A 26,532-nucleotide genomic window follows, 5' to 3' on the forward strand; every position below is an offset into this window, starting at 1 on the left:
ATGTCCCGACCAGCCGGGCGACACTGGACGGGTCGCGCGCGACCGCACGGCGCTCGATCGGGCGAAAGGTCGGGGCGCCGCGACGAAGAAGCCCTCCGCCGTTCAGCCGATCCGGTCGCCGGGGACAATGGCGGCCGGGTCTTCCGCGGCGTTGAGCGCGGCGATCTGCTCGTCGATGATGTTGCGCAGGGCCAGGATGAGCGGGGCGAGGTCCATGTCGGGTCGCATCAACTGATGATGAAGCATTCCGAGCGAGACGGTCATGATCCCGTCCGCCACCACCGCTCGCCGTTCGGCCCGTGCCTCGCCGGGCGCGAGCAGCGTGAGCGCGACCAGCAGGTTCGCGCGCAATCGGTCGTGGATCGACGCGAAGATCGCCGCGACCCGCTCGTTGCGCGACGACTCGGCGACAATCTCGGCGAATAATCGGCCCCCGCTCGGATCGTCGTCGGGTTCGACGAAATGGTGGAGCCACGCGAAGACCCGCTCCCGGTCGCCGTCGCGAATCGCCGCGTCCAGCGCCTCGGCGGCCATGAAATGCCTGCAATCCTCCTCGACCAGAGCCGCGACGATTTCTTCCTTGGAGGAGAAATCGCGATAGATTTGCCCCACCGCGATGCCGGATTCACGCGCGATCTGGGCGATGCCGGTCGCGTGAAAACCATTTTCCACGAACAGTTTACGCGCGGTCTCGATCAGCTTGCGCCGCCGCAGATCGGCGCGACTGGGCGGTTCGGCGCCGCATTTCTCGTCCTGCTTCATTCAGTGTTCCCTGACGGACAACGCTTGACGATGCTCCTCACTTCGCAGTAGCAGCAATTGTGAGTGATCGTTCACTCACAATTCTCGCTTATCGGAAGCAGGCATGACGTTCAAGAGATTGGGCAAGGGACCGGGCAAACGGGTCGGCACGCGCGCGGGCTTGGCCTTGCTCCTGCTGGCGCTCGCCGCCTGCGGCCAGGGTAGCGAGCAGGCGCAGCAGAAAGGACCGCCCGGGCCGATGCCCGTCGGTTTCGTGACCTTGCGCGAGGAGCCGGTCACGCTGACGACCGAGCTGCCCGGCCGCACCGCCGCGTTCGAGACGTCGGAGGTGCGCCCGCAGGTCAACGGGCTGGTCCGCGCGCGCTTGTTTACCGAGGGCGATTTCGTGCGCCAGGGCCAGCCGCTCTACCGCATCGACCCCGCGCCGTACGAGGCGCAGGTGGCGAGCGCGCGCGCCGCGCTCGCGCGTGCCCGCGCCGGCATCGCGTCCAACGCGGCGCTGGCGCGGCGTTATGGCGAGCTCGTAAAGCTGAACGCCATCTCGCGTCAGGAATATGAGAACGCGCTCACCGCGTCGAATCAGGCGCAGGCCGATGTCGCGGCCCAGAATGCGGCGCTGCGGACCGCGCAGATCGACCTCGCCCGCACCACCGTCACCGCGCCCATCTCCGGGCGGATCGGGCGATCCACCTTCACCACCGGCGCGCTCGTCAGCGCCGCGCAGGCCGAGCCGCTGGCGACGATCCAGCGCCTCGACCCGGTCTATGTCGACATCCAGCAGTCTAGCGCCGACCTGCTGCGCCTCCGCGAGCAGATCGTGGCGGGTAGCCTGTCGCGCGGCGGCGGCGCGGCGCGCGTTCGGCTGCGGCTCGAGACCGGTTCCGTCTACCCCCAGGAAGGAATGCTCCGCTTCGCCGACGTGACGGTCGACCCCGCGACGGGATCGCAGACGATCCGCGCGCTGTTCACCAATCCCAACGGCCTGTTGCTGCCCGGCATGTTCGTCCGTGCCGAGCTGGTCGAGGGCGTCCAGGGTCGCGCCATCCTGGTGCCGCAACGTGCGGTGACCCGCGACGAGCGCGGGCGCGCGACCGTGATGGTGATCGGCCGGGGCGATCGGGCCGAGCCGCGCGTGATCCAGACGAACCGCACCCAAGGCGCGAACTGGATCGTGACCGGGGGGGTACTGCCCGGCGACCGCGTGATCGTCGAAGGCGCGATGATGCTGCGCCCGGGAATGCCCGTGCGCGGTCGGCCCTGGTCGGACAAGCCCGCGGCCACGGCTCCGGCCCCCGCCGGCCAGGCGAAGTAACCCCCATGGCCCGCTATTTCATCGACCGTCCGATCTTCGCCTGGGTGCTGGCGATCTTCCTGATGCTGGCCGGCGTGCTGGCGATCCGGTCGCTGCCGATCGCGCAGTTCCCCGCCATCGCCTCGCCCGCCGTCGCGATCACCGCCACCTATCCGGGCGCCGACGCCGAGACGCTGGCGACCACGACGACGCAGATCATCGAGCAGCAGCTCAAGGGCATCGACAACCTTCGCTATTTCTCGTCCTCGTCCAGCTCGGCGGGACAGGTGACGATCACCGTCACCTTCGAACAGGGCACCGATCCCGACATTGCCCAGGTGCAGGTGCAGAACAAGCTGCAGGCGGCGACCCCGCTGCTTCCCCAGGAAGTGCAGCAGCAGGGGCTGCTGGTCACCAAATCCTCGGCCAATTTTCTGGTGATCGTGGGCCTGTACTCCGAGGACGGCAGCCACGACGGCACCGACCTGGCCGATTATGTCGCGTCGCGGCTCCAGGACCCGCTCAGCCGCGTCAATGGCGTGGGCAACATCCAGCTCTTCGGCGCGCAATATGCCATGCGCATCTGGGTCGATCCGGTGAAGCTGAGCAGCTTCCAGCTCGCCATGTCGGATATCAGCGGGGCGGTGCTCGCGCAGAATGCACAGGTCTCCGCGGGCCAGCTTGGCGCGCTGCCCGCGCCCGGCGAGCAGATGCTCAACGCCACCGTATCGGTCCAGTCGCGGCTGCAGACGCCCGAGCAGTTCGGCGCGATCCGGCTGAAATCCGCGGCCGACGGCTCGATCGTCCGCCTGCGCGACGTCGCGCGCGTCGAGATCGGCGCGGAGAATTACGGCTCCGAATCGCGCTGGAACGGCAAGCCCGCCAGCGGCATCGCGCTCTACCTCGCACCGGGCGCCAACGCGCTGACGACCGTAGAGGCGGTCAAGGCACGCGTCGACCAGATCGCCGCCACCTTTCCCCCCGATGTGAAGGTCGTCTACCCCTACGACACCGCGCCCTTCGTGCGGCTGTCGGTCGAACAGGTGGTGGAGACGCTGGTCGAGGCGGTGATCCTCGTCTTCCTGGTGATGTTCCTGTTCCTCCAGAATTGGCGCGCGACGCTGATTCCGACGATCGCGGTGCCCGTCGTCATCCTGGGCACCTTCGCGATCCTGTCGATGGCCGGTTTCTCGATCAACACGCTGACCCTGTTCGGGCTGGTGCTGGCGATCGGGCTGCTCGTCGACGATGCGATCGTGGTGGTCGAGAATGTCGAGCGGCTGATCGTCACCGAGGGACTCAGTCCCAAGGACGCGGCGCGCAAGTCGATGGACGAGATCACCGGCGCCCTGATCGGCATCGCGGTGGTGCTGATCGCGGTGTTCCTGCCCATGGCCTTCTTCGCCGGGTCGACCGGGGTCATCTATCGCCAATTCTCGATCACCATCGCATCGGCCATGGCGCTGTCGGTCGCGGTGGCGATCATCCTGACGCCGGCCCTGTGCGCGACGATCCTGAAACCGCACCGGGCCGACAAGCCCGAGGGCACCGGCCCGCTCGCGCGGTTCTTTCGCTGGTTCAACCGCAAGTTCGACGCCGGCCAGCGTCGCTACGAGCGCGGCGTACGGGCGACCGCGCGCAACTGGAAACGGTCGCTGGTACTCTACGCGCTGATCGTGGGCGTCATGGGCGTGATGTTCTACCGCCTGCCGTCCAGCTTCCTGCCCGACGAGGATCAGGGCTATGTGATCGCGCTCGTCCAGGGCCCGTCGGGCTCGACCGCCACCCGCACCGAGCGCGGTTTGCAGATCGTCCGCGACCATTTCCTGAAGACCGAGGCGGCCAATGTCCGCGGCGTGTTCACCGTCAACGGCTTCAGCTTCGCGGGCCAGGGGCAGAATAGCGGCATCGCCTTCGTGCCCCTCAAGGACTGGGAGGAACGCGACGGCGCCGAGAACCGCGCGCCCGGCATCGTCGGCCGCGCCATGGGGGTGTTCAGCCAATATACCGACGGGCTGATCTTCGCGATCGTGCCGCCGGCCGTCGCCGAGCTGGGCAACGCCACCGGCTTCGACCTCCAGATCGTCGACGAGACCGGGATCGGCTATCAGCGACTGCTCGCCGCGCGCAACCAGATGCTCGGCATGTCGCAGGGCGAGCCGCGCGTGGCGCAGGTCCGGCCCAACGCGCTCGACGACGCGCCCCAGCTCAAGGTCGAGATTGACCAGGACAAGGCGCGCGCGCTCGGGGTCGATCTGGCCCAGGTGAACCAGACCATCTCCACCGCCTGGGGCGGCGCGTACGTCAACGACTTCATCGACCGGGGTCGCGTGAAGCGCGTCTATCTCCAGGCGGACCAGTCCTATCGCCAGAAACCCGAGGATATCGGCAGCCTGTTCGTGCGCGGCCAGGGCGGCGCGATGGTGCCCTTCACCGCCTTCGCCACGATGCGCTGGGAGAATGCGCCAGTGCAGATCACGCGCTATAACGGCTCGCCCGCGATGGAGCTGCTCGGCATCCCCGGACCCGGCTATTCGTCGGGCGACGCGCTGCGCGCGATGGAGGAGCTTCACACCAAGCTGCCGCCGGGCACGAACCTGGAATGGACCGGGCTCAGTTTCGAGGAAGTATTGTCGGGCGGGCAGGCGCCGGCGCTCTATGCCCTGTCGCTGGTGCTCGTGTTCCTCTGCCTGGCCGCGCTGTACGAGAGCTGGTCGGTGCCCGTGTCGGTGCTGCTGGTGGTGCCGCTGGGCATCCTCGGCGCGGTGCTCGCGGCGACGCTGACGGGGCTCAACAACGACATCTACCTCCAGGTCGGGCTCATCACGACGATCGGCGTGTCCGCCAAGAACGCGATCCTGATCGTCGAATTCGCCGAGGAGCGGATGCGCGAAGGCATGAACGCCTTTGACGCCGCGGTGGAGGCCGCCAAGCTCCGGCTCCGGCCGATCCTGATGACCAGCCTCGCCTTCGTTTTCGGGGTGCTGCCGCTCGCGCTCTCGACGGGCGCCGGCGCGGGCGGGCAGAACGCCATCGGCCGCGCGGTCGTGGGCGGGATGCTGTCCGCGACCGTGCTCGCCATCTTCTTCGTGCCGATGTTCTTCGTGGTGGTGATGCGGCTGTTCGGCCGGGGCGGAAAGGCCGATCCCGCGCTGCCCGACGATCCGCATGGGCGCCCCGCGCCGCAAGGGGCCTGATCCGATGACCCGTTCCTCCCTCCTCCTCGCGCTGGCAGGCACGACCCTGCTCGCCGGCTGCAACCTAGCGCCCACCTATGTCCGTCCGGCGGGCGCGGTGCCCGCGACGCTGCCCCAAGGCGGCATCTATCCGCCGGCCGCGACCGACGCGCCCGACGTGTCGGCGATCGGCTGGCGCGACTTCTTCACCGAGGATCGTCTGCGCCAGGTGATCGCGCGCGGGCTGGAGAATAATCGCGACTTGCGGGTCGCCGCCGCCAACGTCCTCCAGGCCCGCGAACGCTATCGCATCCAGCGTGCCGAGCAGGTGCCCAGCACCGGGCTGAGCGGATCGGCGACCTACACCAACAACGCGTTCGGCGCCGGCGGCGCGGGGGGCGCCGGGGGAGCGGCCGGTGGGGTCGGGACCGGGGTAGGTGCCGGCGTCGGAACCACGTCCTCCAACCTCGAATTCTATTCGCTGACCGCGGGCTTCTCGGCGTTCGAACTCGACCTGTTCGGCCGCGTCCGCAATCTGAGCCGCGCCGCGCTCCAGCAATATTTCGCCACGGAGGAGGCCCGCCGCGCCACCCGCATCAGCCTGATCGCCGAGATCGCGACCGCCTGGCTGACGCTCGCCTCCGACCAGGACCAGCTCCGCCTGTCGCGCGACACGCTCCGCGCCTTCGAGCAGACGCGCACCCTGACCCAGGCGCAGTTCCGCGTCGGCGTCGCGTCCGAGCTGGAGGCCCGCCAAGCCGATACCAACTACCAGGCGGCCCGCAACGACATCGCGGTGGCGGAGACGCGGATCGCGCGGGACCGCAACGCGCTGGACCTGCTGGTCGGGGCGCCGGTCCCGGTCGAACTGCTGCCGGCCGGACTGGGCGAAGGACAGGCCACGCTGACGGCGCTTCCGACGGGGCTCTCATCGGCGGTGCTGCTGCGCCGTCCCGACGTGCTCCAGGCGGAGCATCGGCTGATCGCGGAAAACGCCAATATCGGCGCGGCACGCGCGGCATTGTTTCCCAACATCTCGCTCACCGCCAGCCTGGGTACGATCAGCAGCGCGCTGACCGGGCTGTTCGGCGCGGGCGGGTTCATCTATTCGGCGGCGCCCGGCATCACGCTGCCCTTGTTCGACGGCGGCGCGGCCCGCTCCAACGTGCGTTTGTCCGAGGCGACGCGCCAAGGCGCCGTGGCCACCTATGAACGCACGATCCAGGTGGCCTTTCGCGAGGTCGCCGACGCGCTCGCCCAGCGCGGCACGATCGCGGAGCAGGTGGCGGCCCAGTCCGCGCGCGCCGAATCCGCGCTGGTCGCGTCGCGGCTGTCGGACGCGCGCTACCGCGTCGGCGTTACCAACTTCATTACCGCGCTCGACGCGCAGCGGACGGCTTATGCGGCGCAGCAGCAGCTCGTCACCACCAGGCTGACGCGCGCCAACAATCTGGTCGAGCTCTACCGCTCGCTGGGAGGCGGGTTGAACTGACGGCTTGCGGACGCCGCGAATCGGCGTAGTTTCTCCTTAAGATATAAGGAGAGCGATCATGGCATCCGCCCACCAACCCGCCGTCGACTCCGGCGACGAGAGCCTCATCATCCTGCAGAGCCTGCTCTGCCTGCTGCGCGAGAAGAACGTGCTCAGCCGCGCCGATCTCGAGGAGTTGAGCCGCAAGGTCGAGCTGCGCGCGACCGGCGCGGCCGACGGCCCGCTGCCCTGCTGCCCCGACACCGCGCTCGCGGCGTCGCAAGACATGCAGCGCGTCACCAGCTATCTGGGCCGGCTCTACGGTGGAAAGCATGCCCGCACCGCCTCCTGATCCGCTCGCGACTCAGGCCAGCCCGTCATAGGTCAGCTTGAGGCCGATCAGCAGCATCAGCACGTAGATCGCCGTGTAGAAGCGCGCGGGGTCGACGCGGCGGACCAGCCACACCCCGGCGAAGGTGGCGGCCACCGCCAGCGGCAGCAGCACCAGGCTGGCCGTCAGATGCGCAGGCGTGAACTGGCCCAGCGCGAGATAGGCCGGCAGCTTGATCCAGTTGAGCGACGCGAAATAGATGGCGGTCGTGCCCACCAGCGTGTCGCGCGGCAGTCGCTTGGGGAGCACGTAAATCTGGAAGGGCGGCTGGCCCGCATGGGCGATCTGGCTCGTCACCCCCGACGCGACACCCATCACGAAGCCGAAGCCGCGCGGCGGATCGGCGGGGGCGGGCACCCGTCCGCCGCGCTGTATCCACAGGCTGCGCGCGGCGAAGGTGACGGAGATCAGCCCCAGCATCAGCCGCATCGCCGATTCGGGCAGCTCGGCGGCGAACCACCAGGCGATCAAGATGCCGATCGCCGCGCCGGGCACCATCAGCGCGATGATGCCCCGATCCCAGCTGTGCCGGAACGCCCAGACGCTCACCATGTCCTGGACGACCAGGATCGGCAGGACGATCGCCGCCGCTTCGACAGGGCCGATCACCAGCGCGAGCAGCGGGGTGGCGAGCGCCCCCACGCCGACGAAGCCGCCCTTGCTCAACCCCAGGATGATCACCGCCACGCAGCCGACCAGCAGGAACAAGGGGTCGAACCCAAACATCAGCCGCCCGTCCGCGCAGTTTCGCGAAGCGCCGCCGTCACGACTGGCGCAACGGGTCGGTCAACGGCTGCCCAAAGGCCGCGACGCCGTCATCCTCGTCGAGCACGGTATCCAGATCGCGCACGATCATGCGGCGGACATGCAGGCGCTCGTCGCGGTTCAACGCGCGCAGCCGGTCGCCGATATCCGCCTCCGCCTTGGTGGCGCGTTCGTTATGGCGGACATTCTCCGTCCAGGTCGGCGTGTCGTAGCGCTCGACCCAGAGATCGGGTTCGGCGAGATCGCGGAGCAGCGACCAGTGTCGCGCGCCGTCGCGCCGCCGGATCCGCCGCCGCTCGGTCATCAGCTTCAGGAATTCGGGCAGGCGGTCCTCGGCGATGCGATATTCGATGGTCGTGACCACGGGGCCGCTGCGTCCCTCGATCGCCAGCGCCAGCTTGGGCTCCTTCCACCGGCCGAGCGGATCGAGGTCGAGCTTCTCGGCGGCGGGCAGCGGAAAGCGCAGGCCGAGGAGCAGGCAGGCGACCAGCACCCCCGTCGATCCCAGCAGCGCGGCCGACACGTCGAAGCGCTCGGTCGCCCAACCCCACAGCCAGCTCCCCAGCGCCATGCCGCCGAACGCGGCCATCTGGTACAGGGCCAGCGCGCGCCCGACGACCCAGCGCGGCGTCGCCATCTGCACCGTGACGTTGAAGGTCGACAGAGCGAGGACCCAGCCCGCGCCGCCCACGAGCAGCGCGATCATGGTCAGCGCGGTCGAGCCGCTGACCGCGGTGGCCGCCGCCGCCGCGGCGAGCGCGACCATCGACCCGCGCACGAACAGCTCGGCCGACAGTCGCCGGCGCCAGCCGCTCGCGAAATAGGCGCCCGCCACCGCGCCGACGCCGAACGCGCCGAGCAGCAGCCCGAAGGTGAGGGGGCCGCCGTCGACGAGATCGCGCGCGACGAGCGGCATCAGCGCCGGGATCGCGCTCGCCCCCACCCCGAACACCAGGCTGCGCACCAGCACCGCGACGATGCGCGGGGACAGCGCGGCATAGCGTATCCCGGCGATCATCGCGCGGCCCAGCGTCTCGCGCTCCAGCCGCTCGCCTCGCACGGGAGAGCGCCAGCGCAGCAACACGACCAGCAACCCCAGATAGCTGACCGTGTTGACCGCGAACGCCGCCGCCGCGCCCGCCCCCGCGACGATCAGCCCGCCCACCGCCGGGCCGGTGCTGCGCGCGACGTTGAATCCCATGCCGTTCAGCGCGACCGCCGCGGGGAGTTCGGCGCGGGGCACCATGTCGCCGACCGACGCCTGCCAGGCCGGCCCGTTGAGCGCCGCCCCCGCCCCGATCAGGAAGGTGAACAGCAGCAGCAGCCAGGGCGTCAGCACGTCGAACCACGCGGCGGCGGACAGCAGCACCGATACCAGGATCATGAACAACTGCGCGACCAGCATCAGCATCCGGCGGTCGAACGTGTCCGCCAGGGCGCCCGCGATCAGCGAGAAGAGCATCACGGGCAGCGTGGTCGACGCCTGGACCAGCGTCACCATCATCGCCGACGCGCCCAGCGAGATCATCAGCCATGATGCCCCGACCGACTGGATCAACCCCCCGAACCGCGTCACCAGCGTGGCGATCCACACGTCGCGGAACACGGGATAGCGGAACGGCGACAGGGGCGACGTGCGCGCGGCGGGATCGGCTGGGGTAGTCATGGCGTCGCTCATGCGGGCCTATGCCGGTTCCGACGCATGCGCTTCAAGGGCGGATCACCGCATCAGGCCGGCCGATCGGAGCGCGGCCTCGATCGTGTCCTGGACCGCGCTCGCGCGGCCGGGAGGAGGCGGCGGCATCGTCCAGCCCTGCTTCGCGGGCCCGGCCTGGCGCGGCGCCGCGGGCGGAACCGGCGCGAGCCGCGGCGTTGCAGCCTCTTCCGCCGCGTCCTGCCGCTTCGTCATCAGCCCCCAGGAATGCGCGATCGCGGCGGTGCTCGAAAGACCGACGTCGAGCATGTAGGCGCCCGCCTGTCCCAGGCGCGCGGGCCCGGAGGGGTCGATCGGCACGCCGTGACCCATGCCCGTCACGCTCCATTCCTCGACGACGTCGCGCCCGTCCGCATCGCGCCACACGCTATGGGTCCAATTGGGCCCGGCCTCGACGGCCGGGACGCTCGCCTCTACGCCGTGAACGCCGCGCCATTGGCGTCCAAGGCCGTCCATGTTGGCGGCGGCGACGGTCGCGTCCGCGCTGCCATGCCATATGGACACGCTGGGCCAGCGTCCGCGGTGCTGGAACGAACCATGCCGGACCGCACTCGCCAGTCCGGCGTCGTCGGCCCCGCCCTGGCCGCGCATCCGAGTCAGCGCCTCAGACACGGTCGACGCCGAGCCATAGGGAAGGCCGCCGATGATCGCGCCGCCCGCGAACAATTCGGGATAGGCGGCGAGCATCACCGCCGTCATCGCCCCGCCCGCCGACAGCCCGGTGACGAAGACGCGTGCGGGATCCAGGTGGTGCGCCGCGATCATCGCCGTCGTCATCCGCGCGATCGACTCGGCCTCGCCGCCGGTGCGGCCGATATCGGCGGGCTCGAACCAGTTGAAGCAGAGATTGGCGTTGTTGCCGCGCACCTGTTCCGGAAAGAGCAGCGCGAAGCCTTGTTCGTCCGCCAGGGTCGACCAGCCCGTACCGGCGTCATAGCCGGCCGCGGTCTGCGTGCAGCCATGGAGCACGACCACCAGCGGCGCCCCCGGCGCGAGCCCGGCCGGAAGGTGGCTCCACCCTCGCAAGGCGCCGGGATTGGGCGACGGGGCAGGCACTTCGGTCAAACGGGTCGCGGTGGTCCGGGACGTGGGCATGGCGCCCTTCATGGCGGCGAGCTGGGCGATGGTCTTCGACAGGGATGTCACGGGCGCGGCCTTCCATTCGGTCATCAGCAACGCGGGCCGATCGCGTCAAAGAACGCAAACGGCCGGGATTCGTTGCTGCACTGCACAAATATGCGTTCGGTTTCGGTTCGGCGCAACCGGCGCTGGACGCGGCCGATCGACGGACGACAGCAAGGCGCCGTTCAGCCGATCATGCTAGAAGGGAGCATGGGCATCGACACCAAAAGCCGCCTCGGCCTCGCCGCGGTGATCATCTTCGCGCCGGGCGGGTTCATCCTGGGCGCGGCGCTGGGTTTGGACTATCGCGCCGCCGCTACGCCGCGAGCCGCGCCCGCCTCTAAAAGGCGAACGCCTCGGCGCGCTCGTGCCGGGCGATGAGCATCGCGTCGGCGACCAGCTGGAGCGGCCGGACATCCACGTCCGACGTCCTGCCCGCGACCAGTTCGGCGAAGCGGGCATAAAGGTTGGGATATTCGCGGTTGGCGCCCACATCGGGCGTCTCATGCGGAAGCTCGAGCCGGCTGCCGCCGTCGTGAAGCTTGAGCGTGCCTCCATCGGTGTCGACGATGATGTCCCAGCTCTGCGGGCCGGTCTGGAGGAAGTCCAGCTCCGCCGATCCCGCCGCCTCGCCCGTGCGCAGGTTCAGCGACGCGGCGATCGGCGCGTCGCGATTCTCGGGAACGCGCAGCGTCGCCGCCTCGACGAACAGGCGCTGGGGCAGGATCGCGGTCACGATCGACAGGGCATTGATTCCCGGGTCGAACACGCCGAAGCCGCCGGGACCCAGGACCCACTCCTGCCCCGGATGCCAGCGGCGTATGTCCTCCTTCCAGATGATCCGCAGGCCGGTGACGCGCTTGTCGGCGAGCCAGGCGCGGGCGGGTTCGACCCCGGCGGCGGCGCGCGAATGCCAGCTCGTGAACAGGGTCACCCCCGCCGCCTTCGCGCGCGCGGCGAGGTCGTCGATCTCGGACAAGGTGGCCGCGGGCGGCTTTTCCAGCATGACGTGCAGCCCCGCCGCGATCGCGTTGGCGGCCAATGCGCGGCGCCCCGCCGGCGGGGTCGACAGCGACACCGCCTCGACGCCCAGCCCCGCCGCGACGAGCGCGTCGATCGTGGGAAATACCGGCAGCCTCTCGACCCCGCCCTTGCGGTCGACACTGGCCACCAGGGCGAAGCGATCGTCGCCGGCGATCGCGGGCAGATGCTGGTCGCGCGCGATCTTGCCGATTCCCACCTGAGCCAGCCGGATTGGTTGCGTCACCTTTTTTCTCCTCGCGACATCGACGAACGGCGTTCGCGCGTCTCCTGACGGGCGGCGGCGGACATGGCAAGCGGTGGACAGCGCCGCCGAACCGCAGCATTCAGGCGGGCACCGAATAGTTGCGAGGTCGATAAGTGTCGAAGCCGATGAACCCCGTCGCGGAGAGCCCGGTCCGCGTCCGCGCGATGGCTGGAGCCCGGCAGTGAGCGACGCCTTCATCGCGATCGACTGGGGCACCAGCAACCGCCGCGAATACCGGATCGAGGACGGCGTCGTGCGCGCCACCGGGCGCGACGATCGCGGCATCCTGGAGATGGCGGGGGCCGGCTACGAAGACGCGATCGCGGGGATACGGGCCGCGCTCGGCGACCTGCCGGTGCTGATCGCCGGGATGGCGGGATCGAACCGCGGCTGGCGCGAGGCACCCTATGTCGATGCGCCCGCCCGCGCCGAGGATCTAGCCCAGCGCCTTCTCTGGATCGAACCCGCGCGAACCGCCATCGTTCCCGGCATCGCCTGGCGCGACCCGGCGGCGCCCAGCGTCATGCGGGGCGAGGAGGTGCAATTGTTCGGCGCGGTCGCGGCAGGGCTCGTGCCGCCGACCGCGCTGCTCGCGCAGCCGGGCACGCATAATAAATGGGTCGAGATGGAGGACGGCGCGATCGGCCGATTCTCGACCGCGATGACCGGCGAGCTGTTCGCCCTCCTGCGCGACCACAGCATCCTGTCTTCCCAGCTCGGCGGGGAAATCGCGGATGGTCCCGCGTTCCGCGAGGGGGTACGCGACGCGCAATCCCGGCCCCTGCTGTCCGCGCTGTTCGGCACGCGCGCGGCGGGGCTCCTCGGCTACCGGGCCGATGCGGACGGGGCCGATTACGTCAGCGGGCTGCTGATCGGCGCCGATGTCGGCGGTGCCGCGGTCGCGGGGCGGGAGGCGTTCATCCTGTCCGACGCGACGCTGGGCGGCTTGTACGTGGCGGCGGTGGAGGAACTGGGCGGGACGCCGAAGCTGATCGACACCGTGACGGCGTTCGTCGCGGGCACCACCCTGATCCGGAGCTTGACGCGATGAGCAACCTGTCCACTTTCGATGCCGCTTTCGCGCGGCTCCCGCTGGTCGCGATCCTGCGCGGGTTGCGGCCCGAAGAAGCGGAAGGCGTGGGCGAGGCGCTGGTCGAGGCGGGGTTCTCGCTGATCGAGGTGCCGCTGAACTCCCCCGAACCGTTCAACAGCATCGCCCGGCTCGCGGAACGGCTCGGCGGCCGCGCGGAGGTGGGCGCGGGCACCGTGCTGACGACCGATGCCGTCGCGCGGGTCGAGGCGGCGGGTGGAACGATGATTATCTCGCCCAATGCCGACGGGCGGGTGATCGCCGCGGCCGCCGAGCGCGGGCTGGTGTCGGTGCCCGGCATCGCGACCGCCAGCGAGGCGTTCACGGCGCTCGACGCGGGCGCTACCGCGCTCAAGCTGTTTCCCGCCGAAGGGTCGAGCCCGACGGTGCTGAAGGCGATGCGCGCGGTGCTGCCGGCCGATCTGCGCGTGTTGCCCGTGGGCGGGATCGCACCCGACGGCATGGCGCCCTGGCTTGCGGCGGGCGCTGCCGGGTTCGGGCTCGGCTCGGCGTTGTACAAGCCGGGCATGAGCGCTGGCCAGGTGGGCGCGACTGCACGAGCCTTTGTGCAGGCGTGGAAGGCCATGCGACCGGGCTGATGCGAGACAGATCCGTGTTTGGCCGCGTCCAAACTCTGTTCGTCGCAAAATTGCCCGTTTTCGACCCCGAATCTCCCCCAATTGGAACATGCGTTCGCCCCCCCCGTTAGGCCGGCTCCACGCCGTTTGTTTCGAGGGCAGGATGAACGAGCAAGACACCCAAGTAATTCCGCTCGTTCAGGAGGAACTGATCGTCTCCAAGGAAGTAGTGGAGACGGGCAGGGTGCGAGTACGGACCGAAGTGCAGTGGCACACCGGTCATGCGCGCGCCGACCTCTTTCGCGATCATGTCGAAGTCGAACGTGTGCCCATCGGGCGCGAGGTCGATTCGGTGCCGCCCGTTCGCGAGGACGGCGACACGGTGGTGATCCCGGTCGTCGAGGAAATCCTCGTGGTCGAGAAGCGCCTGGTGCTCAAGGAGGAGGTGCATCTGAAGCGCATCCGGTCCGTCGAGCATCTGGACGAAGCCGTTCGCCTGCGCGTCATGCAGGCGGTCGTGGAACGCGAACCCTCAAATCCCCCATCCCCCAAGGAGAGTTCCCTATGAGCCGTACCCTTACCGCCCTGTTCGACAGCCGGGCCGACGCCGAGGCCGCCAAGGCCCGCCTTGAAGCCGCATCGATCGATATCAGCAAAGTCCATGTCCACGACCAGGCGAGCACCGGCTATTCCGAGTCGAGCGCCTATTCGACCCATGAGAATCGCGGTTTCTGGTCCAACCTGAAGGGTGCGTTCCTCCCCGACGAGGATCGTCATACCTATGAGGAAGGCATCAAACGCGGCGGTGCCCTGCTGACCGCCGAAGTCGACGAGGACAATGCGGACGAAGCCGTTCGCATTCTGGAGAGCGCGAACACGATCGATCTTGACGATCGTACGTCCAGCTGGCGCCAGAGCGGCTGGGATTACGAGTCGAACCGCGGCACGACGACCGGTGCCGGTATCGGCTCCGCGCTCGGCCTGGGTGCCTCGCGCGATTCCGACATGACCGATCGCCTGACGACCGGCAACGAGGAGCGCCTCGAGGTCGTCCAGGAAGAGCTGGTCGTCGGCAAGCGCGAAGTCGACCGGGGCGGCGTGCGCGTTCGCTCCTATGTCGTCGAGACGCCCGTCAGCGAGCAGGTCCGCCTCCATGAGGAGCATGTGCAGGTTGAGCGTCGCCCCGTCGATCGCGCGATCGGGACGACCGACACCGACGCGTTTCGCGAGCGGGAGATCTCGATGACCGAAACCGCCGAGGAGGCCGTGGTCGGCAAGACCGCGCGCGTCGTCGAGGAGGTGGTCGTCCGCAAGGAGGGTTCGGATCGCACCGAGACCGTGTCCGACACCGTGCGCCGCACGGAAGTCGATGTCGACAACGAGACGACGCGTACCGGCTTCTCGTCGACCGACAAGACCGACCGCTACTGAGCGATCGGGTCCGATGGGGGCGTGCGCGCGGGAAAACGTGCGCGCCCCTATTCGTATTATCCTAGGCGAGGATCACACGCATGGCGAATAACGACGACCATCGGCCGGGCGAGCCCAGCCACGTCCATCTCGGGCCGAGTCACGAAAAGAAGTTCAACTGGCTGCCCTGGCTGCTGCTCGCGCTCGGGCTGCTGGCATTGCTGTTCGCGCTGAGCCGCTGCGATCGCGACGAGACGGCGGTCGCGCCGGTCGTGACTAACGAGACCGAGGCGGTGACCAACACCACCACGACCACGACGACCACATCGACGGGCAACGTCAATCTGCCGGGCGGCCGCGTTCTCGCGGTGACGGCGGGCGGGCTGAACGAGCAGGTCGGAAACTTCCTGGCGGGCACCGAGCCCACGCCCCGGACCTTCCAGTTCGACAAGCTCAATTTCGACACGGCCAAGAGCGACATCCGCCCCGTCGATCAGGAGGACCTGAACCAGATGGGCGAGATCCTCCAGGCCTATCCGAACTCGCGCATCCGCGTGGTCGGCTATGCCGATGCGCGCGGGTCGGCACCCGCCAATGCGGAACTGGGTCTTGCCCGCGCCAATGCCGTGAAGGCGGCGCTGGCCGCCAAGGGCGTGTCCGCCGACCGTGTCGAGACCGCGTCGGGCGGCGAGAGCGATCCCGTCGAAACCAACGCCACCACCGGCGGCCAGGCGGAAAACCGCCGTACCGAGGTGGTGATCGTGTCGCGCTGAGCCGAAGCCGTACGGACCTGATGCGGCGGCGGGGGCATGACCTCCGCCGCCCTTTTCTTTTCGGGAGAACGGGCATGTCGCCGATCGGTGTGACCGGCCGGGATCGTCCGTTCTGATGCCCCCCGGCTTTTTCACCCAGCCGATCATCGATTTGTCGCGCGCGCTGATCGGTTGCGAACTGCTGGTCGACGGCGTCGGCGGGCCGATCGTCGAGACCGAGGCTTATGAGGCGAGCGATCCCGCATCGCACAGCTTCGCCGGCCCGACCGCGCGCAACCGCGCGATGTGGGGCCCGGGTGGCCAGGTCTATGTGTACCGCATCTACGGGATGCATTGGTGCCTGAATATCGTCGGCGGCGTCGAGCCCGGCGCGGCGGTGCTCCTGCGCGCGATCGAACCGGTGCGCGGGCCCGACATCATGGCCGCGCGCCGCGGCACCGATGATCCACGCAGGCTGTGCGCCGGACCGGGCCGTTTATGCCAGGCGCTCGGGGTGGACGCGCGGCAGGACGGGCTGAGGCTCGACACGCCGCCCTTCGCGCTCCTGCCGCGCAGCGGGGAGCCACCCATCGTCACCGGCCCGCGCATCGGCATCACCAAGGCTGCCGAGCGGCCCTGGCGCTTCGGCCTGGCGGGCTCGCGCTTTCTCAGCCGCCCATTTCCAGGCGCCTGATCCGAAACGCTCCCTGGTCGAGCGCCGCCTCGCCCATGGCGTCGAGGACGGTGAGCCCGGGACGGCCCATCGGAACCGCGCCGGCCGCCAGCCGATCCAGAAACGCGGTCATCGCCGCCTCCCCCGCCGCCCAGCGCTCACCGGCGGATTCGGGCGAGAAGTCGAAGGCCTTGCCGGCGACTTCGCGCGACTGGTCGGCATAGGCCAGTCGCGCCAGCGTCACGACGGGGGCAGCGGCGCCGTGGAGTCGATAGACCTCGCTCCAGGCGTCGACCGCGCGGCGCGATTGGGCAGCAAAGATCAGATCCTGCATTCGCCCCACGGCCTCCCCGATCGTGCGCGGGACCGGGCTCGACAGCGGCAGCAGGTCCAGGACGATGCACAGCAACGGTTCGGCGGGCGGCCCGGCCAGCACGGCGTCGACGGGCAGATTGGCGGACAGGCCCGCGTCGACATAATGACGCCCGCCGATCTCGACGGCGGGAAAGGCGGGCAGGAGCGCGCTGCTGGCGCGCACATGGTCGGGACCCAGCCGCTCGCGCGCCGAGTCGAACACGACGTCGACCCCCGATGCCAGATCCACCGCGGCGATCGACAGCCTTGTCGGGCCGCTCGCCACCCGGTCCCAGTCCACCGATCGCCTGAGCATCGCGGCCATCGGCGCCGTATCGAACACGCTTGCCACGCCCTCGCCGGCCGACGCCCAGGGTTCGCCGAAGAACGGTCGGGGCGAAAAGGCGTCGAAACGCCCGATCGCCAAGCCCGCCGAGACCGCCGCCGTCCGACGCCAGGCGTCGATTTCGGCGGGCCACCACGCCGCGCCGCCATTGGGGGCGGGGGTCCAGAATTCGCGCAGCCGCCCGACCGCCTGCTCGGCCGTGTTGCCGGCGATCATCGCGGCATTGATCGAACCCGCCGACGCCCCCGACACCCAGTCGGGCGCGATCCCGCGCGTCGCCAGCGCGGCGAAGGCGCCCGCCTGCCAACTGCCCAGCGCGTTGCCGCCACTGAGGACAAGGGCGATCCGGTACGGTCGGTCGGTCATGGGCGGCCTTCATGGAGATGGGCGTACCGCGTCCCAACGCACGATGCGGCGTGAAAGCGCCGACCGCGCTTGCCCGGCCGGCGGGGATCGCTACTTCCCTGCGTGCAACAGGACACCGAGCCGTTGGAGAAAAGCCGATGCCGCAAACGCTGGCGGAGTTCCGGGACAAGTTCCGCGTCGAGGAGCTGTCGCTCTTCCGCACCCAAGGCTGGACGGTGTCGCTGCGTCCTGGCGCCTGCACCTTGGGCGCATGCGTGATCAGCGCCAACCGCTTTCACGCGTCGCTTGGCGGGATCGACGCGGCCGAGGCGGCGGCGCTGGTGGAGGCGGTCGCCTGGTTCGAACGTCGGGCGCGCGCCGCGTTCGGGGCGGACAAGTTCAACCACCTGGCGCTGATGATGGTCGACGATCACCTGCATTTTCACGCCCTGCCGCGTTATGCCGATGCGCGCGAGATGGGCGGGGTGACCTGGACCGATCCCGGCTGGCCGAAGCAGCCCGATCTCGGCTTCGTCAACACCATGGACGCCGACGCGCTGGCGGCGGTCAGGGCCGCGCTGATGCAAGGGGCCGACGCATGACGCTCGTCTACACCGCCGGCACGTTCGACCTGCTCCATCTCGGCCATGTGCGCATCATCCGTGCGGCGCAGGGCTTCGGGGACAAGCTGATCGTCGCGGTCTCCACCGACGAGCTGGTCGCGTCCTACAAGGGCAAGAAGCCCGTCGTGCCCTTTGACGAGCGGATGGAGATGGTGCGTGCGTTGCGCGGCGTCGACGCGGTCGTGGCGCAGCACGACCAGGACAAGTTCGCGGCCTGGGAGCGGATGCGCTTCGACGTGTGGCTGGTCGGCGACGACTGGTTCGGCAGTCCCAAATATGAGGAATATCGCCGCAAGCTGGAGGCGGTGGGCGTCCACTGCGCCTTTGTGCCCTATACATCGGGCGTGTCGTCGACGAGCCGCAAAAAGGACTCGGCGCTGGCCTCCTCCTGACCCGAGCGGCGGGCCCGCCCCTCGACGTACGGTGTCGGTCGTGTAGGGGCGGGAGCGACATGACGACGACGATCGAACGCCCGCGCCTGGTCCCGGTAGGCGACAATGCCACCCGGATCTGGGGCATGACCAACGCCGAGCGTCTCCGCCGCATCGCGCGCGCGCAGAAGCTGGACGGCGCGGAACGACCTGCGGAGCCGGCGGGGGCGGTGTTGCTCGCCAATCTCGATTACGCGTTCGATCCGAACTGGACGACGCACCTCGCGCGGCTTCCGGATACGATGGTCACGCGGGGCGATGTGCCGGTGCTGGCCCATGTGATCGACCCGGCGACGCGCCGAGCGGTCGAGGACGCGATGCTGGCCGGCACCGCATCGCCCGCGACCGGGCTTCGCGTGATCGCCGCCGAGGACGAAGCCGGCATTCTCAACGAGGCGCTCCGCAAGCGCGAGCGTCCCTTCGCCGAGCGGCTCGTTCCCGAGAATATCCAGTCGATCGAGCGCGCGAGCTACCAGGGCGCATATAAGGGCGTGACCGACCTCCTCACCAAATATCTTTGGCCCGAATGGGCGTTCGCGCTCACCCGGCTGGCCGCGCGGATCGGGGTCACGCCCAACGGGGTCACCGCGCTGGGCACATTGGGCTGCGTGCTGGCGACGGTGGCGTTCTGGTACGGCTGGTTCTGGACGGGACTGGCGGTCGGGCTCGCCTTCATGGTGCTCGACACGGTGGACGGGAAGCTTGCGCGGTGCACGATCACTTCCTCGGCGATCGGCAACATCTGGGATCATGGGATCGACCTTGTCCACCCGCCCTTCTGGTGGTGGGCCTGGGCGGTGGGCTGCGCACCCTATGGCCGTCCGCTGGACGACGGGACCTTCTGGATCGTCATGGCCACCATGATCGCGGGCTATGTCGCGCAACGCGTGATCGAGGGGGCGTTCATGCGGCTCTACGGGATGCACATCCATGTCTGGGAACGGTTCGACAGCCGTTTCCGGCTCGTCACGGCCCGGCGCAATCCCAACATGGTGATCCTGTTCGCGTCGCTGCTGATCGGGCGCCCGGACTGGGGCATCGTCGCGGTGGCGGGGTGGACATTGCTGTCGTTGATCGTTCATTTCGTCCGCCTCCTGCAGGCCTTCGCGGTCCGCGCGCGCGGCGGCGCGATCCTGAGCTGGCTCGTCTGACGCTTGCCGGGCGCGTTCCGGCGGCCTAGCGTTCCCGGAACGATGGTGAGCGCACCCCTGACCCAGAACGGCTTCGGCCTCGGGCGAGCCGGGCGCGCGGTCGCCCGCAATCTCGGCTGGCTGCTGGCGAGCAAGGGCGTGCTCGCGATATTGTCGCTCTTCTATCTCGGCTTCGCGGCCCGCGCGCTCGGCGTCACCGGTTTCGGCCGCTTCGCGCTGATCACCGGCGCGGCACAGGCGCTCGCGACGTTGGTCGCGTTCCAGAGCTGGAAGGTGATCGTCCAATACGGCGTCGGACTGGCGTGCGCCGAGGACGATAGCGGACTCGCCCGGCTGTTCAAGGGTGCCGCCATCCTCGACCTCGCCAGCGCGGTGGTCGGCTCGGTCGTCGCGGTGATCATCCTCGAGCTGTGGAGCGAGCAGCTCGGCATAGGCCCCACGCTCAAGCGCGCGACGCTGATCTTCGCGGTCATCCAGGTGATCACGATCCGCTCGACGCCGCTGGGCATATTGCGGTTGCGCGACCAGTTCCCGATGGCGGCGATGGCGGACAGCGCGACGGCGGTGACCCGCTTTCTGGGGGCGGGGATCGTCATGCTCGTCCACCCTACGGTGCAGGGCTTCATGGTGGTCTGGGCGTTGGCGGAGATCGTCACGGCCGCCATCTACTGGACGATCGTCGCGCGGTCGGGCGACCTAGGATTGCTATGGCGGGGCGGGAATGTCGGGCGGCTGCTTCGCGACCATCCGGGGATCATCGGCTTCGCGCTCAGCACCAACGCCAGCGCGACGCTCGCCTTGTCGAGCAAGCAGGTGCCGCTGCTCGCGGTCGGCGCGGTGCTCGGGCCCGCGGCGGCGGGCGTGTTCCGCCTCGCGGGCCAGCTCGCCCAGGGGCTGGCCAAGGTATCGCAGCTGGTCGCGCGCGCCGCCTTTTCGGAGGTGGTGCGCGCGGTGCAGGGCAGCGACCGGCGCGGGGTACGCCGGCTCCTGCTCCGCGCGGTGGGCGCCAGTTCGCTGGGCGGGTTGCTCATCCTCGCCGTCGTGGTGGCAGTCGGCGAACCGGTGCTGGCCCTGGTCGCCGGGCGCAGGGTCGTTGGGGGCTATCCCATCCTGGTCGCGATGGCCGCGGCGGGGTGCGTCGAGTTCGCCGCGACCGCCTTCGACACGGTGATGACCGCGCGCGGGGAGGCGGGGATCGTGTTCGCGATCCGCTGCGCGAGCGTCGCAGTCCTGGCCGCGGTCGCGGTAATCGCGGTGCCGATCTTCGGCGCGACGGGCATGGCGGTGGCGGTGCTGATCGGCTCGCTCGCCGCGGTGCTGTTGATGGCGGTCACCTGCTGGTGGCGGTTGCGGCCCGAGGCGGCGTAGCAAGGCGACGTTCAGGGCGACACACTAGAAAGCATGTCCATGCGCCTTTCATCGATCTTCCTGGCCGCCCTGGCCGCAGCATCGCCCGTCGCGGTATCCGCCCAGGCCTGTGTGGGACCCGCCACGCCCCGCACGACCCGCCTTGTCGTGGAGGCGACCGACCTTCGCAACGCGAATGGCGAGGTCGCGTTCACCGTATACCCGGACAGTCGCTCGCGCTTTCTAGCGAAGGGCGGCAAGCTGCTGCGCGCGCGCGTTCCGGCCCGGGCACCCGTGACGCGGGCCTGCTTCCATCTGCCGCCCGGTTCCTATGCGGTCGCGCAATATCACGACGCCAACCGCGACCATGATTTCAACCGTACGCTGATCGCGCCCAGCGAGGGTTTCGGCTTCTCGAACGACGCGCCGACCAGCATCGGCCTGCCCTCGCTGTCGGCGGCGCGGTTCGCGTTGCCGGCGGGCGGACGGACGCTTCGGATGCGGATGCGCTATCGCCGCTGATCGTCGTCGGGGCCTCCGATCGGCCACAATTGTCTGGCCTAGTGGTAACATATCTGTAGCAACCGGCTAAACCACGCCTACATGGTCGAGACGTGAACGGAACCATCTACGATTTCGCCGGGCTTCCCCGGCTCGCCGCCTTCGGGCCCGATAGCCGGGTCCGCGCGGACGCGCGTCGCCTTGCCGCGACGGCCGGGGCGCCCGCGCGGATCGCGATGGTCAGCAATCCGCGCAGCCGCCGCAACAAGCTGGCGGGCGGGGTGCCTGCCGCGCGACCCGGCGTGATCGCCGCGGCGCCGCGATCACGCGCCGAGCTGCGCGACGTGATGATCCGCTTCGCCGCCGAGGGCGTGGATCTGGTGATCGTCGATGGTGGCGACGGCACGGTGCGCGACGTGCTCACCTGTTCGGGCGATGTCTGGGGCGCCCGCTGGCCGCGCTTCGCGGTGCTCCCCTCGGGTAAGACCAACGCGCTCGCGCTTGATCTCGGGGTGCCGGCCGACTGGACGCTGGATCAGCTGCTCGACGCGGCGCGCGCCGGTCGCACGGCGACGCGCTCGCCCATAGCGGTCGAGCGGCGCGACCAGCCGGGCGGGCCGGTGCGCGGTTTCCTGTTCGGCACCGGCGCCTTCGTGGCGGCGACCGCGCTGGCGCAGCGGACCCATCGCGCCGGCGCGTTCAACGGCGTAGCGGTGGGGCTGGCGCTGTCCTGGGCGGTCGCGCAGACCTTGTTCGGATCGGCGACGGGCAGCTGGCGACGGGGCGAGCGCCTGGGACTGCGCCACGACACCCGGTCGGTCGCGATGCACGGCGCCGAGCTCGCCGTCGACCGCAACCAATATCTGATGCTGGCTTCGACGCTGGAGCGGTTGCCGCTCAACATCCGCCCCTTCGGCGCCGCGCGTCCGGGTCTCAAGACGCTGACGATCGACGCGCCGCCGCGCCGTATCCTGTCGGCGGTCGGCCCGCTCCTCGCCGGGTCGGAGGCGGCATGGCTGGAGCGCGCCGGGTTCCACCGCGTCGACGCGCCCGCGCTCGATCTCGACCTGGAGGGCGCGTTCACGCTCGACGGCGAGAATTTTCCCGGCGGCGCCTATCGCCTGACCGAAGCCGCCCCGATCGGCTTCGTCGTTCCGTGACCGAGGACCTGGCCGCGTTCGTCGAACGCTCGCTGGACCGGCCCGTCCCTGACTTCGTACGTGCCGCCGCCGCGGCGCTGGCGGCGCGCGACGGCGGGGCAATGGCGGTGCTGTTCTACGGGTCGAACCTGCGGACGGGGTCGCTCGACGGGGTGCTCGACTTCTACGTGCTGCGGGACGGGCCGGTCGAGCGCGGTATCTGGCCGCGGGTCGGCTATGCCGAGCTGCCGCATGACGGCGCGCTGCTCCGCATCAAGGTCGCGACGATGACGCTCGCGACCTTCGCCCGCGCCGCCGCCGCGCGGACGCTGGATACGACGATCTGGGCGCGCTTCGTCCAACCCAGCGCGCTGGTCTGGAGCCGCGACCGGAAGGCGGCGGAGCAGGCGAGGGCGGCGGTCGCGGCAGCGTCCATATCCGCCGCACGCTTCGCGGCCGCGCTCGGGCCGGCGCGGGGGCGGGCGGAGGACTATTGGCGGGCGTTGTTTCAGGCCACCTATGCCGCCGAGTTCCGGGTCGAGCGGCGGGGCCGGGGCGACGAGATCATAGCGCATGACCGCGACCGGTACGCGCGACTGCTCCCCCTCGCCTGGGCGGCGGGGGGCGTCGCATTTGCCGTCGAGGGGGAGACGCTCGCGCCCTCGATCCAGGCGCAGGAGCGCGCGGCGCTGCGGCGCGGCTGGGCACGTCGGCGGCGCGCGGGCAAGCCGCTCAATCTGCTCCGCCTCGCCAGGGCGGCGTCGACCTTCGACGGCGCGGCGCGCTACGGGGCGTGGAAGATCGAGCGGCATACGGGCGTGCCGGTGCCGCTGACCCCCTGGCGCGAGCGTCATCCGATCCTGGCGGCGCCGGGCGTGCTGTGGCGCGTGTGGCGGGCCGGAAGGTCGTGAAGGCAGGGCGCGCGTGAACGCCCTAATCCTGGCGGGATCGCGCGGCGGGATCGATCCGGTCGCGGCCTATGCCGGCGTGACGCACAAGGCGTTGATCGAGTTAGGAGGCGAGACGCTGCTCGCCCGCGTCGCGCGCGCGCTGGACGAGGCGGGGTGCACCGCCACCGTTTCCACCAGCGACCCGGAGGTCGCCGCCGAGGCGGGGCGGCTGGGCTGTCGGGTGCTCCCTGCCGCCCCCGGCCCCAGCGCGAGCGTGGGGCAGGCTGTCCAGGCGCTCGGCACGCCGCTGCTGGTGACCACCGCCGATCATGCGCTGCTGGAGGCGGAGTGGGTGCGCCGCTTCGTCGCCGAGACGCCCCCGGATGCGGATGTCGCGGTGCTGCTCGCGCGACGCGAGGTGATCGAGGCGGCGTTGCCGGGGACGCGGCGCACCTATCTGCGCTTCGCCGATGGCGACTGGTCGGGGTGCAATCTGTTCCACCTCGCCACCCCGCGCGCGGCGGGGGCGATCGACCTGTGGCGGCTGGTCGAGGCGGATCGCAAGCGGCCCTGGCGGATCGTCCGGCGTTTCGGGCCACGCACCCTGCTCAGCTACCTGCTCGGCCGGCTGACGCTAGCGCGCGCGGTGGCGCGGCTGGGGGCATTGGCGGGGGTGCGCGCCGCCGTCGTGGCGAGCCCGGCGGGGCTGGCGGCGGTCGATGTCGACAAGCCCGCCGATCTCGACGCGGTCCGCGCGGTGCTGGCGGCGCGCTAGCCGTCGGCGATCGAAGCTGGCAGAGCGGGCGGATGCACGACCTCCTGATCCTGTACGAGCATCCCGAGTGGTTCCGGCCGCTCTTCGCCGCGCTCGACGCGCGGGGCGTCGATTACCGCGCGGTCCGTCCCGATGGCGGGTGGGACCCCGCCGACCTCTCCGCACCCGCCCGCGTGGTGTTCAACCGGGTGGCCATGTCGAGCTTCCTGCGGTCGGCCGAGCATCCGATCTTCCATGCGACCGCCTTGCTCGATCATTGGCGCCGGGCCGGCGCGCGGGTGGTCAACGGGGCCGAGGTGCTGAGCGTCGACGCGTCCAAGGCGCGTCAGCTCTCGCTGCTCGCAGGCCTGGGCCTGGCCATTCCGGCGACGCGGGTCGTCCACCGCGCGGCCGATGTGGAGGCGGCGGCGGTCGCGATCGGCTTTCCGCTCGTGGTCAAGGCCAATATCGGCGGGTCGGGGGCGGGGATCGTGCGCTTCGACACCCTGCCCGAGCTGCGCGCGGTCGTGGCGGCGGGGGAGCTGCCGCACAGCATCGACGGGGTGCTGCTGGTGCAGGATTATGTGCCCGCGCGCGACGGCGTCATCACGCGGATCGAGACGCTCGACCGCCGCTTTCTGTACGCGATCGAGGTCGCGGGCGGGGGGGCGTTCGACCTGTGCCCCGCCGACGCCTGTGTCGAGGGATCGGGCATATCGATGACCGCGGTCGACCCCGCCCCCGCGCTGCGCGGCGCGGCGGAGGCGGTGGCCCGCGCGCTCGACCTAGATGTCGGCGGGGTCGAGGTGATGATCGACGACCGCGACGACACCGCCCGCTTCTACGACATCAATGCCTTGTCCAACTTCGTCGCGCGGCCGATCGAGGTGCTGGGCTGGGACCCGCATGAGCGGTTGGTGGATTACCTGCTCAGCCAGATCGAGGAGGCCCGCTGATGCGCTATGGTTACTGGATGCCCGTGTTCGGCGGCTGGCTGCGCAACGTCCCCGACGAGGGGATGGAGGCGAGCTGGGATTATGCCAAGCGGCTGACCCAGGCGTCGGAGCGCTGGGGCTATTCACTCAGCCTGATCGCCGAGCTGAACCTCAACGACATCAAGGGCGTCGACCGGCCCGCGCTCGACGCCTGGTCGACCGCGGCGGCGCTGGCGGCGGTCACCGAGAGCCTGGAGCTGATGGTCGCGGTGCGCCCCAATTTCCACCATCCCGCGCTCTTCGCCAAGGCGGCGGCGAATATCGACCGGATCGCGGGCGGGCGCCTCGCGCTCAACGTCGTGTCGAGCTGGTGGGCGGACGAGGCCAAGCAGTATGGGCTGCAATTCGACCGGCATGACGATCGCTATGCGCGCACGGCCGAGTGGCTCCAGGTCGTCGAGGGGCTGTGGACCCAGGAGCGGTTCAGCTTCGACGGTGATTTCTACCAGCTCCAGGACGCGATCTGCGCGCCCAAGCCCGCCGGGCGCCCGGTGATCTATGCCGGGGGCGAGAGCGACAAGGCCAAGAGCATGATCGCCGCCCAGTGCGACGCCTATGTCATGCACGGCGACCCGGCCGACGCGATCGCCCCCAAGATCGCCGACATGACGGCGCGGCGCGCGGCCTTGGGCAAGCCGGCGATGCGGTACGGCATGGCCGCCTATGCGATCGTTCGCGATACCGAAGCCGAGGCGAAGCGCGAGCTGGAGCGGATCACGACGGTCGCGGAGCTGCCCGCGGGCTATGCCAATTTCGACCAATGGCTGTCGGGCACCCAGCTGGAGCGCGAACTCAAGGTGCAGGAGTACAGCGTGTCGAACCGCGGCCTGCGCCCGAACCTGGTCGGCACCCCCGAGCAATTGCGCGCGCGGATCGAGGAATATGAGGCGGCGGGGCTCGACCTGCTCCTGCTCCAGATGAGCCCGCAGGCGGAGGAGATGGAACGCTTCGCGGCGCAGGTGATGGGAACGGTGCCGGCGGAAGTTCACTAAAGGTCACGCCCGGACGCGGTTCGGCGCGGTGGAAGTTCAATGGAAGTTCAGGCCTGCACGCGTTTTAGGTGGGGCTCTCGCCTTTCGTATCCATGTCAAAGAACGGGCGAACCGGCGCCGGTGTCGAGTCGTGGGGAGCATGGCACGGATCGGGCGCTGTAGGACAGCGGTCGCGCGGCCG

At 69.9% G+C, this 26,532-nt stretch carries 26 protein-coding genes; 20 read left to right on the forward strand and 6 right to left on the reverse strand.

The window, feature by feature from the left end; all coding sequences use genetic code 11:
• Nucleotides 1–102 precede the first annotated feature (102 nt).
• Nucleotides 103–762, reverse strand: a complete 660-nt coding sequence (locus VF592_RS01065) for a TetR/AcrR family transcriptional regulator (protein WP_331003741.1) — start codon at nt 760–762, stop codon at nt 103–105.
• Between the two features lie 238 nt (nt 763–1,000).
• Here VF592_RS01065 and VF592_RS01070 point away from each other — a divergent pair, with 238 nt between their 5' ends.
• The 4 genes from VF592_RS01070 to VF592_RS01085 are packed head-to-tail and all read left to right on the forward strand — an operon-like array spanning nt 1,001 to nt 7,052.
• Nucleotides 1,001–2,074, forward strand: a complete 1,074-nt coding sequence (locus VF592_RS01070; protein WP_414714122.1) for an efflux RND transporter periplasmic adaptor subunit — start codon at nt 1,001–1,003, stop codon at nt 2,072–2,074.
• Between the two features lie 5 nt (nt 2,075–2,079).
• Complete coding sequence (locus tag VF592_RS01075; protein ID WP_331003743.1) at nt 2,080–5,250, forward strand: efflux RND transporter permease subunit; 3,171 nt, start codon at nt 2,080–2,082, stop codon at nt 5,248–5,250.
• A gap of 4 nt (nt 5,251–5,254) precedes the next feature.
• A complete protein-coding gene (locus tag VF592_RS01080; RefSeq protein ID WP_331003744.1) occupies nt 5,255–6,721 on the forward strand; it encodes an efflux transporter outer membrane subunit in 1,467 nt (488 codons plus the stop codon).
• 58 nt (nt 6,722–6,779) lie between these two features.
• Nucleotides 6,780–7,052 carry a hypothetical protein gene (locus VF592_RS01085; RefSeq protein ID WP_331003745.1) on the forward strand — a complete coding sequence of 91 codons (273 nt, stop codon included), beginning with the start codon at nt 6,780–6,782 and terminating at the stop codon, nt 7,050–7,052.
• Nucleotides 7,053–7,064: 12 nt separating this feature from the next.
• Here VF592_RS01085 and VF592_RS01090 read toward each other — a convergent pair whose 3' ends face one another.
• From VF592_RS01090 to VF592_RS01105, 4 genes are all read right to left on the reverse strand, one after another.
• On the reverse strand, nt 7,065–7,817 hold the full coding sequence (locus VF592_RS01090) for a sulfite exporter TauE/SafE family protein (protein WP_331003746.1): 753 nt from the start codon (nt 7,815–7,817) through the stop codon (nt 7,065–7,067).
• Between the two features lie 37 nt (nt 7,818–7,854).
• A complete protein-coding gene (locus VF592_RS01095) occupies nt 7,855–9,522 on the reverse strand; it encodes an MFS transporter (protein ID WP_331003747.1) in 1,668 nt (555 codons plus the stop codon).
• Nucleotides 9,523–9,576: 54 nt separating this feature from the next.
• Nucleotides 9,577–10,740 carry a PHB depolymerase family esterase gene (locus VF592_RS01100; RefSeq protein WP_331003748.1) on the reverse strand — a complete coding sequence of 388 codons (1,164 nt, stop codon included), beginning with the start codon at nt 10,738–10,740 and terminating at the stop codon, nt 9,577–9,579.
• 292 nt (nt 10,741–11,032) lie between these two features.
• Entirely contained in the window at nt 11,033–11,959 is a 927-nt protein-coding gene (locus VF592_RS01105) for a Gfo/Idh/MocA family oxidoreductase (RefSeq protein ID WP_331003749.1), read from the reverse strand.
• Between the two features lie 202 nt (nt 11,960–12,161).
• Between VF592_RS01105 and VF592_RS01110 the strand changes: the two genes are divergently transcribed.
• The 6 genes from VF592_RS01110 to VF592_RS01135 all read left to right on the forward strand — a co-directional run bounded on the left by VF592_RS01110 (nt 12,162) and on the right by VF592_RS01135 (nt 16,504).
• On the forward strand, nt 12,162–13,031 hold the full coding sequence (locus VF592_RS01110) for a 2-dehydro-3-deoxygalactonokinase (RefSeq protein WP_331003750.1): 870 nt from the start codon (nt 12,162–12,164) through the stop codon (nt 13,029–13,031).
• Nucleotides 13,028–13,669, forward strand: a complete 642-nt coding sequence (locus VF592_RS01115; RefSeq protein ID WP_331003751.1) for a 2-dehydro-3-deoxy-6-phosphogalactonate aldolase — start codon at nt 13,028–13,030, stop codon at nt 13,667–13,669. The genes VF592_RS01110 and VF592_RS01115 overlap by 4 nt, the downstream gene beginning before the upstream one ends.
• Nucleotides 13,670–13,811: 142 nt before the next feature.
• Nucleotides 13,812–14,216, forward strand: coding sequence for a YsnF/AvaK domain-containing protein (locus tag VF592_RS01120; RefSeq protein ID WP_331003752.1), 405 nt, complete (start codon nt 13,812–13,814; stop codon nt 14,214–14,216).
• A complete protein-coding gene (locus tag VF592_RS01125; protein ID WP_331003753.1) occupies nt 14,213–15,079 on the forward strand; it encodes a YsnF/AvaK domain-containing protein in 867 nt (288 codons plus the stop codon). The genes VF592_RS01120 and VF592_RS01125 overlap by 4 nt, the downstream gene beginning before the upstream one ends.
• Nucleotides 15,080–15,159: 80 nt before the next feature.
• Entirely contained in the window at nt 15,160–15,831 is a 672-nt protein-coding gene (locus VF592_RS01130; protein WP_331003754.1) for an OmpA family protein, read from the forward strand.
• Nucleotides 15,832–15,946: 115 nt separating this feature from the next.
• Nucleotides 15,947–16,504: a DNA-3-methyladenine glycosylase gene (locus VF592_RS01135; RefSeq protein ID WP_331003755.1), complete on the forward strand. Its 558-nt coding sequence runs from the start codon at nt 15,947–15,949 to the stop codon at nt 16,502–16,504.
• Here VF592_RS01135 and VF592_RS01140 read toward each other — a convergent pair.
• A complete protein-coding gene (locus VF592_RS01140) occupies nt 16,479–17,549 on the reverse strand; it encodes a patatin-like phospholipase family protein (protein ID WP_331003756.1) in 1,071 nt (356 codons plus the stop codon). The two genes, VF592_RS01135 and VF592_RS01140, sit on opposite strands and share 26 nt — an antisense overlap.
• Before the next feature lie 137 nt (nt 17,550–17,686).
• Between VF592_RS01140 and VF592_RS01145 the strand changes: the two genes are divergently transcribed.
• The 10 genes from VF592_RS01145 (at nt 17,687) to VF592_RS01190 (ending at nt 26,351) form a co-directional block, all read left to right on the forward strand.
• Nucleotides 17,687–18,130, forward strand: a complete 444-nt coding sequence (locus tag VF592_RS01145; RefSeq protein WP_331003757.1) for an HIT family protein — start codon at nt 17,687–17,689, stop codon at nt 18,128–18,130.
• Complete coding sequence (locus VF592_RS01150; protein WP_331003758.1) at nt 18,127–18,543, forward strand: adenylyltransferase/cytidyltransferase family protein; 417 nt, start codon at nt 18,127–18,129, stop codon at nt 18,541–18,543. Before VF592_RS01145 ends, VF592_RS01150 begins: the two co-directional genes overlap by 4 nt.
• Before the next feature lie 59 nt (nt 18,544–18,602).
• On the forward strand, nt 18,603–19,733 hold the full coding sequence (locus VF592_RS01155; protein WP_331003759.1) for a CDP-alcohol phosphatidyltransferase family protein: 1,131 nt from the start codon (nt 18,603–18,605) through the stop codon (nt 19,731–19,733).
• 42 nt (nt 19,734–19,775) lie between these two features.
• On the forward strand, nt 19,776–21,101 hold the full coding sequence (locus VF592_RS01160; protein ID WP_331003760.1) for a lipopolysaccharide biosynthesis protein: 1,326 nt from the start codon (nt 19,776–19,778) through the stop codon (nt 21,099–21,101).
• Nucleotides 21,102–21,140: 39 nt separating this feature from the next.
• Entirely contained in the window at nt 21,141–21,602 is a 462-nt protein-coding gene (locus VF592_RS01165) for a DUF2141 domain-containing protein (protein ID WP_331003761.1), read from the forward strand.
• 92 nt (nt 21,603–21,694) lie between these two features.
• A complete protein-coding gene (locus VF592_RS01170) occupies nt 21,695–22,741 on the forward strand; it encodes a diacylglycerol/lipid kinase family protein (RefSeq protein WP_331003762.1) in 1,047 nt (348 codons plus the stop codon).
• The gene (locus VF592_RS01175) at nt 22,738–23,631 is read left to right on the forward strand and encodes a hypothetical protein (protein ID WP_331003763.1); all 894 of its coding nucleotides are present in this window, start codon (nt 22,738–22,740) and stop codon (nt 23,629–23,631) included. The genes VF592_RS01170 and VF592_RS01175 overlap by 4 nt, the downstream gene beginning before the upstream one ends.
• A gap of 13 nt (nt 23,632–23,644) precedes the next feature.
• Nucleotides 23,645–24,385, forward strand: coding sequence for a nucleotidyltransferase family protein (locus tag VF592_RS01180; protein ID WP_331003764.1), 741 nt, complete (start codon nt 23,645–23,647; stop codon nt 24,383–24,385).
• Nucleotides 24,386–24,417: 32 nt separating this feature from the next.
• Nucleotides 24,418–25,320, forward strand: a complete 903-nt coding sequence (locus VF592_RS01185) for an alpha-L-glutamate ligase (RefSeq protein WP_331003765.1) — start codon at nt 24,418–24,420, stop codon at nt 25,318–25,320.
• Entirely contained in the window at nt 25,320–26,351 is a 1,032-nt protein-coding gene (locus VF592_RS01190) for an LLM class flavin-dependent oxidoreductase (protein ID WP_331003766.1), read from the forward strand. Before VF592_RS01185 ends, VF592_RS01190 begins: the two co-directional genes overlap by 1 nt.
• The last annotated feature ends 181 nt before the right edge of the window (nt 26,352–26,532 follow it).

It is taken from the genome of Sphingomonas sp. (assembly GCF_036388435.1).
GTDB lineage: Bacteria > Pseudomonadota > Alphaproteobacteria > Sphingomonadales > Sphingomonadaceae > Sphingomonas.